General features: G+C 28.5%; 19 protein-coding genes. 12 read left to right on the top strand and 7 right to left on the bottom strand.

Annotated features, from left to right (window positions below):
* Window positions 1-3: 3 nt before the first annotated feature.
* The 3 genes from CRU95_RS13595 to CRU95_RS13585 all read right to left on the bottom strand — a co-directional run bounded on the left by CRU95_RS13595 (window position 4) and on the right by CRU95_RS13585 (window position 1580).
* Entirely contained in the window at window positions 4-507 is a 504-nt protein-coding gene (locus CRU95_RS13595) for an NADPH-dependent FMN reductase (protein ID WP_129101663.1), read from the bottom strand.
* A gap of 98 nt (window positions 508-605) precedes the next feature.
* Window positions 606-1172, bottom strand: a complete 567-nt coding sequence (locus CRU95_RS13590; protein ID WP_129101662.1) for a YceI family protein — start codon at window positions 1170-1172, stop codon at window positions 606-608.
* Window positions 1173-1391: 219 nt separating this feature from the next.
* Window positions 1392-1580: a hypothetical protein gene (locus CRU95_RS13585; protein WP_129101661.1), complete on the bottom strand. Its 189-nt coding sequence runs from the start codon at window positions 1578-1580 to the stop codon at window positions 1392-1394.
* A gap of 197 nt (window positions 1581-1777) precedes the next feature.
* On the opposite strand from CRU95_RS13585, the gene CRU95_RS13580 reads away from it, so the two are divergent.
* From CRU95_RS13580 to CRU95_RS13555, 6 genes are all read left to right on the top strand, one after another.
* Window positions 1778-2890, top strand: coding sequence for an alanine--glyoxylate aminotransferase family protein (locus CRU95_RS13580; protein WP_129101660.1), 1113 nt, complete (start codon window positions 1778-1780; stop codon window positions 2888-2890).
* Window positions 2887-3732 carry an ATP phosphoribosyltransferase regulatory subunit gene (locus CRU95_RS13575; RefSeq protein WP_129101659.1) on the top strand — a complete coding sequence of 282 codons (846 nt, stop codon included), beginning with the start codon at window positions 2887-2889 and terminating at the stop codon, window positions 3730-3732. The genes CRU95_RS13580 and CRU95_RS13575 overlap by 4 nt, the downstream gene beginning before the upstream one ends.
* Before the next feature lie 5 nt (window positions 3733-3737).
* On the top strand, window positions 3738-4991 hold the full coding sequence (locus CRU95_RS13570; RefSeq protein WP_129101658.1) for an adenylosuccinate synthase: 1254 nt from the start codon (window positions 3738-3740) through the stop codon (window positions 4989-4991).
* A gap of 5 nt (window positions 4992-4996) precedes the next feature.
* Complete coding sequence (locus CRU95_RS13565) at window positions 4997-5548, top strand: DUF507 family protein (protein WP_129101657.1); 552 nt, start codon at window positions 4997-4999, stop codon at window positions 5546-5548.
* Between the two features lies 1 nt (window position 5549).
* Window positions 5550-6668, top strand: a complete 1119-nt coding sequence (gene carA / locus CRU95_RS13560; protein ID WP_129101656.1) for a glutamine-hydrolyzing carbamoyl-phosphate synthase small subunit — start codon at window positions 5550-5552, stop codon at window positions 6666-6668.
* A gap of 65 nt (window positions 6669-6733) precedes the next feature.
* Entirely contained in the window at window positions 6734-7225 is a 492-nt protein-coding gene (locus tag CRU95_RS13555; RefSeq protein WP_164969792.1) for a Crp/Fnr family transcriptional regulator, read from the top strand.
* Here CRU95_RS13555 and CRU95_RS13550 read toward each other — a convergent pair whose 3' ends face one another.
* From CRU95_RS13550 to CRU95_RS13535, 4 genes are all read right to left on the bottom strand, one after another.
* On the bottom strand, window positions 7226-7696 hold the full coding sequence (locus tag CRU95_RS13550; RefSeq protein WP_129101654.1) for a phosphatidylglycerophosphatase A: 471 nt from the start codon (window positions 7694-7696) through the stop codon (window positions 7226-7228).
* Window positions 7696-8580: a response regulator gene (locus tag CRU95_RS13545; protein WP_129101653.1), complete on the bottom strand. Its 885-nt coding sequence runs from the start codon at window positions 8578-8580 to the stop codon at window positions 7696-7698. The genes CRU95_RS13550 and CRU95_RS13545 overlap by 1 nt, the downstream gene beginning before the upstream one ends.
* Window positions 8577-9701, bottom strand: a complete 1125-nt coding sequence (locus CRU95_RS13540) for a bifunctional 2-C-methyl-D-erythritol 4-phosphate cytidylyltransferase/2-C-methyl-D-erythritol 2,4-cyclodiphosphate synthase (protein WP_129101652.1) — start codon at window positions 9699-9701, stop codon at window positions 8577-8579. The genes CRU95_RS13545 and CRU95_RS13540 overlap by 4 nt, the downstream gene beginning before the upstream one ends.
* 89 nt (window positions 9702-9790) lie before the next feature.
* On the bottom strand, window positions 9791-10612 hold the full coding sequence (locus tag CRU95_RS13535) for an HDOD domain-containing protein (protein ID WP_129101651.1): 822 nt from the start codon (window positions 10610-10612) through the stop codon (window positions 9791-9793).
* A 365-nt stretch (window positions 10613-10977) separates the two neighbouring features.
* Between CRU95_RS13535 and thiC the strand changes: the two genes are divergently transcribed.
* From thiC to CRU95_RS13505, 6 genes are all read left to right on the top strand, one after another.
* Window positions 10978-12327, top strand: coding sequence for a phosphomethylpyrimidine synthase ThiC (gene thiC / locus CRU95_RS13530; RefSeq protein ID WP_129101650.1), 1350 nt, complete (start codon window positions 10978-10980; stop codon window positions 12325-12327).
* 9 nt (window positions 12328-12336) lie between these two features.
* Entirely contained in the window at window positions 12337-12549 is a 213-nt protein-coding gene (locus tag CRU95_RS13525) for a hypothetical protein (RefSeq protein WP_129101649.1), read from the top strand.
* A gap of 87 nt (window positions 12550-12636) precedes the next feature.
* A complete protein-coding gene (locus tag CRU95_RS13520; RefSeq protein ID WP_129101648.1) occupies window positions 12637-13752 on the top strand; it encodes an Mrp/NBP35 family ATP-binding protein in 1116 nt (371 codons plus the stop codon).
* Window positions 13753-13897: 145 nt separating this feature from the next.
* Window positions 13898-15049 carry a PLP-dependent aspartate aminotransferase family protein gene (locus tag CRU95_RS13515; protein WP_129101647.1) on the top strand — a complete coding sequence of 384 codons (1152 nt, stop codon included), beginning with the start codon at window positions 13898-13900 and terminating at the stop codon, window positions 15047-15049.
* Window positions 15050-16546 carry a PLP-dependent transferase gene (locus tag CRU95_RS13510; RefSeq protein ID WP_129101646.1) on the top strand — a complete coding sequence of 499 codons (1497 nt, stop codon included), beginning with the start codon at window positions 15050-15052 and terminating at the stop codon, window positions 16544-16546.
* 2 nt (window positions 16547-16548) lie between these two features.
* Entirely contained in the window at window positions 16549-16896 is a 348-nt protein-coding gene (locus CRU95_RS13505; RefSeq protein ID WP_129101645.1) for a nucleotide pyrophosphohydrolase, read from the top strand.
* Window positions 16897-17039: the final 143 nt, after the last annotated feature.

Here is a 17039-nt window from a genome sequence, read left to right as displayed (position 1 = left end):
AATTTATCCTTTTACTACGTTAGCAAATTGACTAATAATTCTTTGTGAACTCTCAAGATTTAATGCTTTTGTATATGTTGTTAGAATTTCTCTTGGTAATACAATTGCATTAAGTCTTGTAAATTGTGTTCTCATAGCATTTAAAGCATCTTGCCCACCACTACCTGCATGTGTTGCTAATTGTATTTTTTTAAGAGTAAAAAGTGCTCTAAAGTCATCACCTATTCTTGAAAGCCAAGCAATGGTATTTACTAATACTGGTGGTAGTGAAAAATTGTACTCAGGTGAAATAAATATAAATCCTTCTGCCTTATTCATTTTTTCTGATAATTCATTAATCTTTGTGGGGATACCATCATTTTGTTCTTTTAATGTATCATACATAGGTAGATTTAATTCAACTAAATTAATTATTTCACTATTTAGATTTTCATTTTTTAATTGTTCTTGTAAATTTTTTGCTAATTTCATATTTTCATTTAAACTTGCTACAAATATTAATATCATAATTTATTCCTTAAATATTATTATATATTTTAAACTCTTTTAAAAAGTTCGACTATTTAGATGTTACCAAGTAAATAACCTGGTAACATCTGGATGCTTTATTTTGCTAAAACACCTTCTAATTCGATATTGATTTTAACAGTTTCTCCAACTAAAACTCCACCAGCTTCTAATGCTTTGTTCCAGTTAAGACCAAAGTCTTTTCTATTGATTTTTCCTGATAATTCTAAACCAACTCTTTTATTTCCCCAAGGATCAGTAACTGTTCCATTATTGTCATAATCAAATTCTACAGATTTAGTAATACCTCTAATAGTAAGTTTCCCATATGCTTTATCACCTTCAATTTTTTCTAAATCAAATGTTAATTCTGGATGGTTTGCAGCATCAAAGAAATCAGCAGATTTTAAATGTCCATCTCTTTTTGCATCTTCAGTATTGATAGAAGCAACTTGAGCTGCACCTTTTAAACTTGTCAATGTATTAGCTTTTTCATCAAAAACAAAAGAACCATTAAACTTATCAAATTTTCCAGTCACATTTGAAATCATTAAGTGTTTAACTTTAAATCCAAGGTTTGAGTGAGTTACATCAACATTATATGTTCCTGCAAATAATGCACCTGCTGTTAAGATAGAGATTAGTCCTAATTTTGCTATATTCATTTTTTCACCTTTTAATTACTAATTAGTAGTATTTGTATTTAACTTTTTTCAAAGCAACAACTTCTGAAAACATTATAAGAATTTTATAATTCATATTTATGAAAGATTACAAAATAAAATCTATTTCATTTTGAATCCATATGAGAATTATACTACTAATTAGTAATAAATGTCAAGTAAAATTGCCTAAAAAATATAAATTCTTTAGGCAAATGTTATTTAAGAGGCTTTTTTAGCGATTTTTTTAGCAGCAGTTTTAGCTTTTTTTGGTTTTGATAGTTTTAAATTTGTTACTTTCTTAGTAATTTTTTTAGCTAATTTTTTAGCATCTGCTTTTTTCTTTGTAGCTTTTGTAGCAACTTTTTTTGCTATTTTAGCAACTTTTTTTTCTTTTAATACTTTTGACATGTTTATCCTTTAATTTTATCTATTACTTTTCAAAAAAAGTAATATTATATATAGATTGTATAGAATAATATTAGCTTTGTCAAGTTTTTTTCACAAACTTTAATATAAATTTCCTAATTTGTGTTTAACCAATTAATAATATATTTTTAGATAAAATCTATCGTTTTACTCAAATGAAAGAAAATTAAGGAAAATAAATGTTATTGACTCCAGGTCCTACTCCAGTACCAGAATTTGTAAGAAAAGCTATGGCTGATATTACTATTCATCATAGAACACCAGAGTTTGAATCTATTTTTGGACAAACTAGAGAATTATTATTAGAATTATACGGAATGGATGAGGTTGTAATGCTCGCTTCTAGCGGAACAGGTGCAATGGAAGCTTGTATTTTAAATTTAGTGAATAAAAAAGCTCTTACAATTAACTCAGGTAAATTTGGTGAGAGATTTGGAAAAATTTGCAAAGCTTATGACCTACCATATACTGAAATAAAAAATGAATGGAATACTCCTGTTAGTGTTGAAGAAGTAATAAAAACACTAAGAAATGACAGTGATATTGATGCCATTTTTATACAAATTTGTGAAAGTGCTGGAGGACTTAGGCATCCAGTAGAAGAACTAGCTAAACAAGTAAAAGAGTTTAATAAAAATATTATGATTGTAGCTGATGGAATTACTGCCGTTGGTGTAGAAAAAATTGATACAACAAATCTTGATGCTGTAATTACTGGTAGTCAAAAAGCACTAATGCTTCCTCCTGGTCTTGCAATGATTGGATTAAGCAATGCAGCTGTTGAAAAAATCCAAACTCTTTCAAAAGGGTATTATTTTAATTTAGCAACAGAGATAAAAGTACAAAAAACGAATACAACAGCTTGGACAGCAGCAACAACTTTAATTATTGGATTAAAAGAGATTTTAACACATATAAAAAGTAATGGTGGATTTGATGATTTATATAAGAAAACAGCCTTAAGAGCAAAAGCTTCAAGAGAAGCTTTAAAAGCCATTGGTTGTGAAATATATCCAAAAACACCAGCTGATGCTATGACAACAGTTTATACAGAAAATGCACCAGCTATTAGAAAAATTTTGAAAACAAAATATAATGTAAATATTGCAGGTGGTCAAGATCATATAAAAAATTCTATTTTTAGAATCAATCATATGGGACTTGTAGAAGACTTTGAAGCTGCTTGGGCCGTAAATGCAGTAGAGTTAGCAATGGATGAATTAGGTCTTAGAGAATTTGATGGGACGGCAAATAAAGTATTTGCAATGTTTACTTTTAAAGGTAATGAATGATTTATGCTCATGAGATACCAAAAGGAAGTCGTCTTTATTTTGGAAAAACTGCAAAATTAAAAAGAGAATTAGAAAGTAAAATTAGTGATATACTATATTCTAATAACTTTGAAGAGATAGTTACTCCTAATTTCTCATATTCTCAACATCAATCAATAGAAGATGAAAAAAAATTAATTAGTTTTTCAGATATTCAAAATAATCAAGTATCTTTAAGAGCCGATTCTTCTTTAGATGTGGTAAGAATTATTACAAAAAGATTAGGAAGAACTACAAAGCACAAAAAATGGTTTTATATTCAACCTATATTTTCTTATCCATCAAAAGAGCAGTATCAAATAGGATGTGAATGGATAGACCATGATAACATAAGTGATATTTTAAATTTAACAGCAGATATTTTAAAAAGTATTAATGTTCAACCTATTTTACAGTTATCAAATATCAATATTCCAAAGCTTGTAGCAAAAGAGTTAAAAATAGATATTGAACTTTTTAAAAATGGTGAAATAGCGCAATTATTTGATTTAGATATACCTTGGTTAAACTCTTTAATTAGAGTAAAAAGTATTGAAGATTTAAAACAAAGTATATTATTAGTTCCAAGTGAAATAAAAATTCATTTAGAAAAACTTTTAAATACTGCATCTCAAATTGAGTATGATAATTTAGTAATTGCTCCATTATATCATGGAAGTTTAAAGTATTATGATGATGTTTATTTTAGAGTTATACACAATAACTTTGTAATATGTAAAGGTGGGAAATATAGTGATGATGGAATAAGTTCACTAGGTTTTGCACTTTATACAGATAATTTATTAAAAATTTTAGAGGATTGAGGAAGATGAGTAAAGCTGATTTAATAGTAGGAATCCAATGGGGTGACGAAGGTAAAGGCAAGATGGTTGACATGCTTGCCCAAAATTATGATGTTGTTTGTAGAAGTCAAGGTGGACATAACGCAGGACATACAATTTGGGTTGAGGGAGTTAGGTATGCCTTACATTTGATTCCTTCTGGTGTTTTAAATCCAAAAGCAATAAATATAATTGGTAATGGTGTCGTTTTGTGCCCATCATCAATTATAAAAGAGATGGAACAATTTAAAAACTTAGAAGGAAGACTTTTCATTTCTGATAAAGCACATTTAAATCTTCCATATCATGCTATGATTGACCAAGCAAAAGAGAGACTAAAAGGTGATAAAGCTATTGGAACTACAGGAAAAGGAATTGGTCCTGCTTATGCTGAAAAAATTAGTAGAACTGGTTTTAGAGTAGGGGAACTTTTAAATCCAAGTAAATTAGCAAGTGGAATAATTGATTATTTTGCACAAAGTAAAGCTATCTTTGATGTTTTAGAAATAGCTACTCCAAATAAAGAAGAATTAATAGAATTATTAACTTCATATAAAGAAAAATTAGAACCTTTTATTGCAAATACTACAAATATGATTTGGGATGCAATTGATAATGACAAAAAAATATTATTAGAAGGTGCTCAAGGTACTTTATTAGATATTGATCATGGAACCTATCCTTATGTAACTTCATCTTCTTGTGTAAGTGCAGGAGCTTGTACAGGACTTGGAATTTCACCAAAAGATATAGGCATTGTAACTGGTATTGTAAAAGCATACACAACAAGGGTTGGAAATGGACCTTTCCCTTCAGAAGATTTTACTGAAGATGGACAAAAAATTGCTGATATTGGTAAAGAAGTTGGTGTTACAACAGGACGGGGAAGAAGATGTGGTTGGTTTGATGCTATTGCTGTTAAGCATGCTGCTAGATTAAATGGTTGTGATCAATTGTCTTTAATGAAACTTGATGTTTTAGATGGTTTCCCAAGAATTAAAATCTGTGTTGCTTATGATTTAGATGGAAAAAGAATAGATTATATGCCATCTGATTTAATTAATGTAAAACCTATTTATGAAGAGTTTGAAGGGTGGGATAAATTAGCAGGTGCTAGAAAATTTGAAGATTTACCTGAGAATGCAAAAAAATATATAAATAAAATTGAAGAATTAACTGGTGTAAAAGTAGGTATAATCTCTACATCACCAGAGAGAGACGATACTATAATTAGAGGATAACATTTATGAAAATGAAATTACATCATACACCTTATATCGCAAGAAGAATATCAAGAGATTTGGTAAATTGTGAATTTGTAGAAGTAAGAAAAACTAAAGAAGAAATCACACGAGAAGTGGAAAGAATTTTAGATATAGATATCGAAAAAGAGCATGATTTAGATGAAAAAGTTGATGAGATACTAGCAGAACAAGCAGAAGAAATAGAGTTCTTAAATGCTGATTATAGACAACTTTTTTGGATGACTAAAAAAAGACTTGCAAATGAGTTTGGAGTGATATTAAATAATGAAGATAGATATTCAGATATCTCACATCAATTATTAGACTTTCTTTGGGAAGAGGATTATATTCATTATACTGTTTCAGATAATAAAGTAAAAAATGTAATTTTTGATTCTATTAGTCAGTTCTTAGATGGGTTTGAAAAAGCAGATGATGCAGTGTATGAAAAAATTAAAAACTATAAAAGAAAATTGATACAAGGTACAGATGAGTATGATATTGTTTATCATAGATTATATGAAGAAGAGTTAATAAAAAGAGGGTTAATGTAATATGCAAAAAGTATGGATATATTTAGAAAATGGGACATTTCTAGAAGCAAATTCTTTTGGTGCAAAAGGTACAACAGTTGGTGAAATTGTATTTAATACATCTTTAACTGGATACCAAGAAATAATCACAGATCCAAGTTATGCTGGGCAATTTGTTACTTTTACTATGCCAGAAATTGGGAATGTAGGGGTAAATAAAGATGATATGGAAAGTAGTACAGCTTTTTGTAAAGGTGTAATAGTTAGAAATTATCATCACGAATACTCTAATTATAGAGGTGAAAGTGATTTATGTTCTTTATTAAAAGAGCACAATGTTTTGGGAATTAAAGATATTGATACAAGATATTTAACAAAAATGATTAGAGATGAAGGTGCAATGATGATGATTGCATCTACAGAAATTTCTGACAAAGAAGAATTAGCTAAACAATTAGCTGCAAGTCCTAGAATAGAAGATATCAATTATATAGAAGAAGTTAGTACAAAAGAGCCATATATACATAAAAATGGAGCTTGGAATCATCAAGTTCTTTCTTACAATAAAGCAGTAATGAGTGATAAAAAAATAGTTGTTATAGATTTTGGTGTAAAAAGAAATATTTTAAATGAGTTAGTTGAATCTGGTCTTGAAGTTGAAGTTGTACCTTCATCATTTAAAGCTGATGATTTAATAGCTAGATATGAAGCAAAAGAGATTGGTGGAATATTTTTGTCAAATGGACCAGGTGATCCCCTTACTTTAGTAAAAGAAAAAGAAGAAGTTCAAAAATTAATTGCGACTGATATTCCTATCATTGCAATTTGTTTAGGACACCAAATGCTTTCTATTGCACATGGTTTTGATACATATAAATTAAAGTTTGGACAACATGGTGGTAATCATCCTGTTGCAAATAATGGTGTAGTTGAAATAACTGCACAAAATCATAATTATAGTGTTCCTGATGATATTGTAAAAATAGCTCAAGTAACTCATAAAAACTTATTTGATAATACAATTGAAGGTGTGAGATATAATAATAAGAACATTTATTCAATTCAACATCACCCAGAAGCTAGTCCTGGACCACATGATTCTAAGTACATCTTTAAACAATTTGCAGAGATGATAAAGTAAATTTTATTCTTCACATTTTGTGAAGAATAAAAGCAATAAAATAAACTGTATATTTAAGGATGAAAATGGAAACTCTAGAAAATAATACAGATGTTACTAACAAAAAAGAAATTGATGCAATGAAAATATTACTTAAAATAAGTAAAAAAATACCGTTTTTTTCTATTTTAAGCAAAGATGAGATTGAAGAGATAATCACAGAAGTAAAAATCATAACATACAAAAATAAAGAAATCATATTTCAAGAGGGTGAAACTACTAGAAATTATATATATTATTTATTAAAAGGTAAACTTTATATAAATAGAAAAAAACAAATAGATGCAAGATCAAGTGTTAGAATTGCTACCATTGATAAACCAGCGCTATTTGGTGAAATGATGAGACTTACAGGAGAACCTAGAAGTGCTACTGTTGAGTCAGGAGAATCTAATACATTAGTATTGGCCTTTCGAATTAAAGACTTTAAAGAACAAACTAGTATTTCAAAATTTTATAAAAATGTTATTATAGAACTATCTGCAAAAATTGTGCAGATGAATAAAAAACACTATTAATTAAAGAACAAACTTTAATAATAGTTGATACACTCCAGCAGAAGCAATACCAGCTGCAAGACCAGCAACTAAATCATCACCCATAACTCCCCAACCACCTTTTACATTTTTATCAATTTTACCAATAATAGATGGTTTCCAAATGTCAAAAAGTCTAAAGAACAAAAATGCCAAAGGTGCTAGATATGCCATGTTTTCATTTGTAATACCACAGATAGAAAGAGCAAGCCACATTCCAGCTAATTCATCTATGACTATCTCTTTTCCATCATGCATACCAACTTCTTCTTCATAGATATTGATTTGTTTAATAGCAATAACTGAAATTAAAAGAGAGAGTAAAAAAAGTGTTGATACATGGATATATTGTAGAAGAAATAGACCCAAAATCAATGCAACAAAACTACCAACAGTACCTGGAGCTTTGGGAGATAGTCCACTGTAAAAAAGAGTTAAAAAGGCTTTTCTCATTATTTCTTCTTCTCAATTCCTAATTTTTTTCTTTTTTCCCAAAGTGATTTCCTTGAAATTCCAAGTTTTTTCGATAATTCTGTATCAGGATATTTTGATTGAAATGATATAACCATCATCTTAACATAATCATTTATGGTCATAATATTATTATTTAACATAAACATATCAGGTCTCATAAATTCAATTTTAGGAAAAGGAAAATCAACTTCTTTTTCTAAAGAGCTAATAATACAGTTTTTATGCTCTATTGCAATACAAACATTATCCTTCGCACTTTTCTTTAATGAATGATAATCAGTTAGGTAAACTACTTCTTTGTTGGTAATTGTTGATAACTCTTTTTGCCAAGTTGGACTATCAAGGGCTATAAATCTAATTGGTAATTTTAAAGATTTTGATATTTCAAAAGCTAATTTATCAGTACATCTTTGTGAATTTGTTTCCACAAGCATTGGCAAAGAATGTGATATATTAACGCCAGTTGTATCTATCTCTTCAAGTAGAAATTCAACATATGTTTTAAGAGTAGACAACTCTTGTTTCATCTGTCTACACTCTTTGTAGTGATAAATTTTTCTAATTAATTCATCCATAATAAATGGCTTCATAATATAATCTTTTGCACCTTCATTTATTGGCTCGGTTACAGTCTCATCACTAATATATGAAACAAGTAAGATTATAATAGAGTTTTTATATTTTTGAATAGTTTTTTTTACCATTTCACTAGGAAGTGAAGTTGATAATAAAACCATGTCATAATCTTTTGTTAAATTATTATTTGGCATTTCAACAAAATCGCAAGAATGACCATCATCAAGTATTCTTGAAACAACTTTTTGTGCTAGATAAATTTCATTTTCTATTATCAATATATTCATTTATTTTTCCAATCAAAATATTTTAGTGTTGCAACACTATGGACTGTAACACCCTCACTTCTTCCTACAAACCCAAGCTTTTCAGCAGTTGTTGCTTTAACATTAACATATTGCATATCAATATTTAATAGTTGTGCCATTGACTTCTTAATTTCAAATTTAAAAGGGTTTATTTTAGGTTTTTGTGCAAGGATTGTAAAATCTACATTTACTATTTCATATCCAACATTATAAATAAAGTTTACTATTTTTTCAAGCAATACTTTTGAGTCAATATTTTTATATGTATTATCAGTATCTGGAAAAAATTCTCCAATGTCACCTGCTCCACATGCACCTAACAGTGCATCAATCACAGAATGAATTAATACATCTCCATCACTATGAGCTTTAAATCCCACATTACTATCAATTTTAACTCCACCAAGTACCATTTGTTTATTCTCTTCAAAAGCATGAATATCTATTCCAAATCCTGTAAAGAAATTATTTGAAGGTCCTTTAAGACAAGGGGTTAATTTAAGATCTTCTTGAAAAGTTAATTTATTACTTTCTATACTTCCCTTTACATAAAAAATTGATTCATTTATATTTTTTATTGCTGAACTGTCATCTGTAAAAAAAACATCAGTATCAAGAGCTTTTTTTAGAATTTTTGTATTTGAAAGCTGGGGAGTTTGTATAAGTTTTACTTCATCTCTATTAATTGTTTCATTTTTGAATACAACAGTATCTGTTACATTTAAAACAGGAACAATACAAGAAGCTTTTTCCTTATTTGAAATAAGATCTAAAATAACACCTTTAGGAATACAAGTTCTTGCAACATCTGTAACCATTACATAGTCAGAATCAATTGTTTTTAAAGCATTTATCATAGACTCTTGTCTTGTATCTCCACCTAAAATAAATTTGTATTCATCAGAAAAATTTTTCATATAAGATAGTTCATCTTTTGAAGATGTAATAACTACATTATCAAAATTATAGTAAGAAGTAATTCTTTTAGTAACAAATAGCCATAGTGGAATATCTCCCACTCTTAGCCATTGTTTCTTACAATTAAGTCCAAATCTAGTAGAATTTCCAGCACATAATATTAATAAAGTAACTTTAGACAACAATACCCCTTGTGTAAAAAAGTTACAAATTATAACTAATGTTACTTATGAAAAATTTAAGTTAGGAAATTAGTTAATTTTAATTAAAATTATTGTTCACTCATCTTTTCTTTGATTCTATCAATAGCATTTACTAAAGGTTCAATTTCAAGATTATATTTAGTCGCTAATTGTAAAGCTCTTTCAATATGTTCATCGCCCAATGGATTTCTTATATCAGTTAAAATTTTTACTACTTCAAGTATTTTAACTTTTCGTTGATATTCTTCTGGGCATTGTTCAACATTACCTACAAATCCAATAGTAAAAATAAGATTATGACTTAAATTCCAGTGTTTAAAAATATTTGCAGTAATTCTTGAACAAGAAAATCCAGTAAAGGCTTCTTCAATATTAGATAAGCTTCCTTCTGCTGTTTTTAATGCTTCTTGAAACTCTTCAGTTTTATTTTGTTCTTGAATTATTTCAGAAATAATAAACTTACCCGTTTCTTGTAAAAACGCAGGTAATAATAGGTCTTCTTTTAGTCCAAAGTCAATTTCACCTACCCAATTATTTATGATATTAGATGCCAAATTTGATGCCATTAAAAAATCATCAGTAGATATATTATATGCATTTAGATTTGATTTTATTAAATCTTGAACAACAGAACCTAGGGCAATAGAAATAGTAAAATTTATTCCAAGCAAGTTTACCGCTCGACTTGGAGTTTCTACTTCACTTCTAAAACCAAACATTGCAGAGTTGGCAACTCTTAAAAGAGTTGTAATAATAAGTGGATCTTGCTCAATAATCTTTAGCAGTTCCACAGGTTCTTTTTCTGGTCGTCTTCTAAAGTTTTCTAACTCAATAACACTATTTGGTAAAGGTGGTAGCGATTCTATTTTTTCTATAATATCATTTTTCATTTATTTCCCTATTAGTTGATAAAATAATAGATTATTTTTACTTATTATTGCCTTATCTAATATTTTTACCCATATGTGACATACTGCACTAGATATTGTGCAAATATCAAATTTCATATGAGGTTCTTAACTTTTTTCTTTAATATCAAGTTTTATAATATTACTAACAAATGTGTTAATAAATTTTTTATTATTATACATTATACCAATTTTTTTTCATTTAATGTAGTATATTAAATTATCTTGTGCATATAAAATATACATTTTATTAATTATTTCTTTCTGTGATAAAATTAATTTAATAGATTAAGTTTTTATAAACTTAACTTGATATAATCAGGGAAAATTTTAGATAGGAATATTTTATGAGAGATTGGTTAGATAATCATAAAGATGATGAAGTAAGAACACAGATGTATTATGCAAAAAAAGGCATGATAACACCTGAAATGGAATATGTTGCAAAAGTGGAAAAAATTGAACCAGAATTGGTTAGAAGTGAAATTGCAAGGGGAAGATTAATTATTCCTGCAAATGTAAATCATAGACATTTAAAACCAATGGCAATAGGAATGGCATCAAGTTGTAAAATTAATGCAAATATTGGTTCTTCTGCTTTAGCTTCAGATATAGCAGGGGAAGTTGAAAAAGTTGATGTTTGTTTAAAACATGGTGCTGATACTATTATGGATTTAAGTACAGGTGGTGACCTTGATTCTATTAGAAGTGCAGTAATTGAACATTCTACTGTACCTATTGGAACAGTTCCAATTTATCAAATCTTGCATGATTGTAAAGATAAAATAGAAGATTTATCTATTGAAGTTATGTTAAAAGTTTTAGAAAAACAAGCTTTACAAGGTGTTTCATATTTTACTATTCATGCAGGATTTTTATTACAATTTATGCCTCATGTTGCAAAAAGAAAAATGGGAATAGTTTCAAGAGGTGGTTCACTTATGGCTGCTTGGATGATGCATTATCACAAAGAAAATCCTTTTTATGATGCTTTTGATGAGATTTTAGATATTTGTAGAAAACATGATGTTTCTTTATCTTTAGGGGATAGTTTAAGACCAGGATGTCTATTTGATGCCTCTGATGAAGCACAACTTTCAGAATTAAAAATACTTGGGGAGCTTACAAAAAGAGCGTGGGAAAAAGATGTTCAAGTTATGATTGAAGGACCTGGGCATGTGCCTTTAAATCAAATTGAGAGAAATATGAAATTAGAAAGAGAGTATTGTCATGAAGCTCCTTTTTATATCTTAGGACCACTTACTACTGATATTGCTGCTGGATATGATCATATTTCATCTGCAATTGGTGCAGCTGTTGGTGGATGGCATGGAGCTAGTATGCTTTGTTATGTTACACCAAAAGAGCATTTAGGTTTACCTAATGCCCAAGATGTTAGAGAAGGTATTATTGCATATAAAATAGCAGCTCATAGTGCTGACATCGCAAGAGGAAGAAAAGGTGCAAGGGATATTGATGATGAAATGTCTGATGCTAGATATGCTTTTGATTGGAACAAACAATTTGAACTATGTTTAGATCCAGATCGGGCTAAAGAGTATCATGATGAAACACTTCCTCAAGATGTATTTAAAGAAGCTGAATTTTGCTCAATGTGTGGACCAAAATTTTGTTCATACAAAATCACTCAAAAAATCGTTGAAGAACATGGTGAAGCTATGAAAGCAGCTATATAAAGCTAATTAATGAAAGTAAAAGTACTTAAACCTTGTCATTGTGTAAGAAGATTTAAGTTTGATGAAGAATTTGAATACTATAATAGAGAAGTTGCTTTAAAAAAAGCAGAAGAAATTATCGAAATAATGAATAAAAAAAGTTGTCAAAGCCATGAATTTTCATTAAATGAAAAGGATGATGGCTTTGAAATATCTAGTAAAATTAATTATAAATCATGGTAAAAAAACTATGATTTACAATTAAGATAAAAATTATCCTATTTTATCTATAATGCGAAAAAATTGAATAATAATTTTAAGGAAGTATTGATGGCAAATGTAGCTGATATAAAAAAAGAATTAGAAAAAGTAATTTACCCAGGTTTTACAAAATCAATTGTAGAGTTTGGATTTTTAAAAAATGTTGAAGTAAATGGTGATGCTGTAAGTATACTTGTAGAAATAACTTCAAGTGCACAAGAAGTAGAACATGAAATAAGAACTAATATTAAAAAAGTATTAGAAAATATTGGTGTTACAAATTTAGATTTACAAGTAAAAAAACCAGAAGCTCCAAAACAAACAAGTAATAGTGTAAGTGGAAAAAATATTGCTCCACAAATTAAAAACTTTGTAATGGTATCTTCAGGAAAAGGTGGAGTTGGTAAATCAACTACAACTGTTAACCTAGCAGTAGCTGCTGCTATGCAAGGTAAAAGAGTTGGTATTTTAGATGCTGATATTTATGGACCAAATATTCCTCGAATGTTCGGATTACAAGGTAAAGAAGTTGAAGTAATCGGAAATAAAGCAAAACCATTCCATGCTTATGGTGTAGATGTTATGTCTATGGGATCACTTATGGAAGAGGGACAAGCTCTTATTTGGAGAGGTGCTATGATTATGAAAGCAATCCAACAACTTCTAAGAGATATTTTATGGGAAGAATTAGATATTTTATTTATTGATATGCCTCCAGGAACTGGTGATGCACAATTAACATTAGCTCAAAGCGTTCCTGTAACATGTGGTGTAAATGTTACAACTCCACAACATGTAGCCCTTGATGATTCAAGAAGAAGTTTAGATATGTTTAAGAAACTTCATATTCCAGTTGGTGGGATTGTAGAAAATATGAGTGGATTTATTTGTCCTACATGTAGTACAGAGTCTGATATCTTTGGTATGGGTACTTGTGAGGCTTTAGCTAAAGAGTATGGAACGACTGTTTTAGGAAATCTTCCAATTGAACCTGCTATTAGAGAAGGTGGAGATAATGGAAAACCAATCGTTTATTTCCATCCTGAATCAATTTCTGCAAAAAGATATATGAAAGCAACTGAAACATTAATTGAATTTATTGATAATGTAAGCGAAAAAGCTGAAAATGCTTCTATTCAACCAACTACACCTCCTGGTGTATCTGCTTGTTCAACAGCAAAATAATTATTAAGAATATTTAGAGTTTTTAACTCTAAATATTCCTCTTCAAAACTACTCATTTTATAACATCATAATAAAAAATTAATTAACTTATATCAAATGATTATAAATCCTTAGATATAATAAACAAAAAATTATTAGGCTTATTATGAAAAAACACTTAGAAACAAAACTTTCTCATCTACAAGATTTTGCTACAATTCAAGATCCGTACGGTGCTTCACACTTTCCTATATATAATACAGGAACTTTTGATTTAAAAAAACAAGATGGTGAAAAGATATATGATTATACAAGAAGTGATAATCCTACAAGAGAAGCTTTAGAAAATCTTTTTACAGAAGTAGAAAATGGAGCAGGATGTGTATGTACACATACAGGAATTGGTGCAGTATCACTTTTATTTGAAACAGTTTTAAAAGCAAACTCTCAAGTTTTGGTAGAATCTGATTGTTACGGAGGAACTTTTAGATTATTAAAAGTTTTTCAAGGAAAATATAATATAAAAGTACATTTTGCTGATTTCTTAAGTGAACCAGAATTGGAAAAAATTCTAAAAAATAATAAAATCGATTTAGTGTTATGTGAGTCACCCACAAATCCTGGTCTTAAAATAATTGATATAGGTATGGTATCTGTTTTGGCAAAAAAATATAATACTCTTTTTGCTATTGATAATTCACTCGCAACTTTTATTTCACAACGGCCACTTGATATGGGTGCTGATTTTTCTCTTTTCTCTACTACTAAATATATCTCAGGACATGGAAGTGTAGTAGCTGGTGCGATTGTTGCAAAAACAAAAGAATTGGCTGATGAACTTCACTATTATGCAAATGCCCATGGAAGAAGTCAAAATCCAATGGATGTCTTTTTAATAAGCTTAGGAATACCAACTCTTAAAATAAGAATGAAAGAACATCAAAAAAACTCTATATTGATAGCTGAATTTTTAGAAAAACAAAGTTTTATAAAAGCTGTTATGCATCCAGGTTTAAAATCGCACCCTCAACACAAACTAGCAACTTATCAAATGGATTATATTCCAGGAGTTTTTTGTGCAGAGTTTATAAATAAAGATTTTGCTGAAAAATTTATTGAAAATACAAAAATCTTTGGTGAAAAATGTTCTTTTGGAAGTCCTGATTCTAGAGTAGAAATTCCTGCAAAAATATCACATGCATCATTTTCAAAAGAGGAACTAGCTGCTATTGGAATAAGTGATGGTACAGTTAGATTCTCTATTGGATTAGAAAATGTTGAAGATTTAATAGAAGATATTGAACAAGCCTTAAAATAGATGGAAAATAGTTCGTTTAAGCCTATAGAATGTGGTGAAACACTACCACAAAATAATGTTCATGCCGTAAGTGTAAGTATGCCAAAACTCCAAGATGTTATTGATTATGAAGAGGGTTTTGGCGAAGCGATGGAAAAAATAAAGTCTGGTTATCCCAGATTTACTATGCATCCATATTTAAGAATTCTTGCAAAATATATAAAAGAAAAATATAAAATAAGTGATTCTTATGAAGTGGTACTTTTAAGCTCCCAAAAAGCTGTAGATATTTTAAGTGATAAATATTATATACATAATAAAATAGAGATTACAGAGCCTTTTGGTGTAATTTTAGTAAGAAATGGTACTTGTCAACTCCAAAGAGTTTTGATGTTTATACAACATGTAGGTTATAATTTATCATCTAGACTTGCAGAAGATTATTTATATAATATTGGATTGATAAATTCAAAACATATAGAAGAAAAAGAAAAAGAAAAAATTGCTTTTGATTTAGTAGTTTCAACTTTAGCAAAAGCTTATAATCAAGCAAAAGAAAATATTACCTTAGCCCCTTCAGGTATGAACGCAATGTATGGTGTTGTTAAAGGTATAAAAAATATTCAAAGAAGAAATGGAAGAAATATTCTAGTTCAACTTGGTTGGTTGTATTTAGATACTATGAATATTGTAAAACATTATTATGAACAATCAAAAGTTTTTACTGATGTAAAAGACTTAGATTTATTAGAATCTTATTTAGAAGAAAATGGATTTAAAGTAAGTGCAATAATCACAGAAGTTCCTACAAATCCTCTTTTATTATGTGTTGATATGAAAAGACTAAACTCACTTTGTAAAAAATATAATATTCCCTTGGTTGTTGATTCTACATTGGCAACACCATATAATATAAATTTAAATGACTATGCAGATATATATGTAGAGTCTCTTACAAAATTTGCTTCAGGTAATGCAGATGTTCTAATGGGTGCAATTATTTTGAATCAAAAATCAAAATTATCTCATATGAGTGTAGAATTTTTTAAACATTGTGATAAAGCATATATAAAAGATATCCAAAGAATGGCTTTTGAAATAAAGGATTATGAGAAAAGAGTTAAAACAATTAGTTCAAATACAAAAACCTTAGTTGATTACTTTAAAAAATGTTCTTATATAGATAAGATATATTATTGTTTAAATTCTGAAAATGAATTTGAGTATAAACAAATAATGAAAGATGACAATTCCTATACAGGTCTTATCTCTGTAACATTTAATAAATCATTTGAAACTATATATGATAATTTAAATTTTGCAAAGGGACCAAGTCTAGGTACAGAATTTACACTTCTTATGCCTTATACTTATCTTGCACATTATGATTATATAAAAAGTGAAGAAGGTTCAAAACGATTAATTGAGATTGGATTACCAAAAGATATACTTAGAATTTCTGTTGGAAGTGAAAATATAAATGACATAATAGAAGAATTCAAAAGATTAGAGGAATAATTATGGACATGAACAAGATAAAAGAATTGATTTTAAAATTCTCAAATGAAAGAGATTGGGATAAATTTCACAATCCAAAAAATTTAGCAATGGCACTTAGTGTAGAAACGTCAGAACTAGTTGAAATATTCCAATGGCTAAATGAAGAACAAAGCTTAAATTTAGATAACTCAAGAAAAGAGCATTTAGAAGAAGAAATTGCAGATATTGCAGTTTATTTGCTAAGAATTTGTTATTCTCATAATATAGATTTAGAAAAAGCAATTATTTTAAAAATGAATAAAAATGAAATAAAGTATCCATTATATGATAAAAATGGCGATAAAATCGAATATGGGAAGAAAAATTAGTGCAAAAAAGATTTTTTTTCAAAATTTAAGCTAAATTTAATTCCCAGCACTTGACAAAGGCAAAAAAACCTATTATAATTCCCGTCCAATTTGAGTGACAAACGTCGCAAAGGGTTGATGTTCTTTAACAAACTACGGTTTTA

Source organism: Arcobacter sp. F2176 (assembly GCF_004116465.1).
GTDB classification, from domain to species: domain Bacteria; phylum Campylobacterota; class Campylobacteria; order Campylobacterales; family Arcobacteraceae; genus Arcobacter; species Arcobacter siniprincipis.
Note: the sequence above shows the minus strand (reverse complement) of the source record. Positions and strands in the feature narration are given on the sequence as shown.